Source organism: Dethiosulfatibacter sp. (assembly GCF_983023055.1).
Window position 1 is genome coordinate 1 of the sequence record NZ_CEZJXU010000442.1, and the last position, 2,136, is coordinate 2,136.

The window sequence follows — 2,136 nt, forward strand, 5'->3', positions numbered from 1 at the left end:
TCAACTATCTCAACTTCTTCAATATCTGCTATTTCAACCTTGGCAAATATCATCTGGGCAATTCTATCACCTCTGTTTATTGTGAAATCTTCTCCACCCAGATTGATAAGTATTACTTTAATTTCTCCTCTGTAATCGCTGTCGATTGTTCCGATCCCATTTACAAGACTAATTCCATTTTTAATGGCAAGACCACTTCTCGCTCTTATTTGAGCTTCGTATCCAACAGGTATTTCTATATAAATACCTGTTGGTACAAGATATCTTTCCAAAGGTTTCAGTACTATTGGTTCCTCAATATCTGCACTAAGATCCATGCCTGAAGATCCTTCAGTCTTGTATTGAGGCATTTTAAAATCGTTTGTTTTTTTGATCTTTACTATCATCATGGTCCTCCTATGAAAAATCAAATAGCTTGATTACATCCTTGTTTTTTTCTACATTTCCAGTCAATGCAATATTGTATTTGTCGCAGTTGAAAAGATCTCTCGATACTTCTATAATATCATTGTATTCCACGTTTTTAATTGTATTGACTATATCTTCCGGATTAATTGTTTCATTATAGAAAAGTTCTCTTCTTCCAAGAACAGTCATCCTGTTTGATGTATTTTCAAGGCTTAATATATAGTTGCCTTGAATCTGCGACTTAGATCTCTCAAATTCGCTTTTGGTAATATTGCCCTTTTTCAGACTGTCCAATTCTATTTTAACTCTGCTTACAACTTCGTTTATGCTGTCTTCTTTAAGCGCTGAGTATATTCCGAAGAGTCCTGCAGACCTATAGCTGGAATTGAATGAATATATAGTGTATACAAGTCCGCTTTTTTCTCTGATATTCTGAAAAAGTCTTGAACTCATACTTCCACCAATAATATTATTAAGTATGTTTGAAGCATAGTAGTTTTCATTGTTTCTTTCATAACCTTCTACGCCAATACAAAAATGATATTGCTCAATACTCTTATGAACACTTTCACTGTTGTTTTTATATCTATATGTACTGTCTTTAAATGTTTCAGCCTTGCTTTTTTTGAACTCGCCAAAATAATTGGAACATAAGGCTTTAACTTCATCTGGGGAAATATTACCAACAATTGAAATAACTATATTGTCAGAAGTATAATTATTCTCCATATATTTCTTTATATCTGCAACACCAATTTTGCTCACAGTAGAAGAATCTCCTAATATTGGATATGCAATTGAATTCCCTTTAAAGGATATCTTGGTCAGCAGTTCATGTACGTAATCTTCCGGAGAATCATCATACATGAGGATTTCTTCAAAAATTACCTTCTTTTCCTTTTCAAGTTCTTCTTCATCAAAAACAGAATTAAATATCATATCTGACAAAACATCAAGGGCTGTTTCAAAGTTGTATGAAGTCACTTTTGTATAAAAACAAGTGCATTCCTTGGTAGTAAAGGCATTAAGCTGTCCTCCCATACTATCCATTTCTTCAGCTATATCGGCAGAACTTCTTTTTTTAGTACCTTTGAACAACATATGTTCTATTAAGTGTGATATTCCATTATTCTCATCAGTTTCGTTAATGGAGCCTGCCCCTACCCAGATTCCAGTAGTGACTGAATTCACATAATCAACCTGTTCAAAAACTATTCTTAAACCGTTGTCTAAAACAATTTTGTGAATCATGTTTCCTCCTGTCAAAAACAAATCCCTCATAAAGAGGGATTGTCAGTTATTTATTTACGTTTTATTTCGCTTTATCTTTCACGGCATCTTTTCTGGACAAGTTTATTCTTCCCTGCTTGTCTATTTCAAGAACCTTGACAAGAACTTCGTCTCCAATGCTCAGTACATCTTCAACTTTGTCTACTCTTTTATCTGATATCTTGGAAATATGAAGAAGACCTTCCTTGCCATTGCCTATTTCTAAAAAGGCTCCAAATTTCATTATTCTTGCTACTTTTCCAAGAAAAACGTCACCAACTTCAACACCTTTAATAATTCCTTCAACAATAGCCTTTGCCTTGTTTCCTGCTTCAGGATTTGTAGCTGCTATCATTACTGAACCGTCATCTTCAATGTCAATCTTAACTCCAGTTTCTTCTATGATTTTGTTAATTACTCTTCCACCAGGTCCTATGATCTCTCTGATCTTGTCCGGAT

Annotated in this window: 3 protein-coding genes; all 3 read right to left on the reverse strand. The window is 34.0% G+C overall.

Going from position 1 to position 2,136, the window contains the following annotated elements; translation table 11 throughout:
* The coding region (gene dut, locus AC3AX0_RS12165) for a dUTP diphosphatase (protein ID WP_487550547.1) at positions 1-386 on the reverse strand (386 nt) is incomplete at its 3' end.
* A gap of 10 nt (positions 387-396) precedes the next feature.
* Positions 397-1,659 carry a M16 family metallopeptidase gene (locus AC3AX0_RS12170; protein ID WP_487550548.1) on the reverse strand — a complete coding sequence of 421 codons (1,263 nt, stop codon included), beginning with the start codon at positions 1,657-1,659 and terminating at the stop codon, positions 397-399.
* Between the two features lie 61 nt (positions 1,660-1,720).
* Positions 1,721-2,136 (reverse strand): S1 RNA-binding domain-containing protein (locus AC3AX0_RS12175; RefSeq protein ID WP_487550549.1); only part of this gene is annotated, 416 nt, incomplete at its 5' end.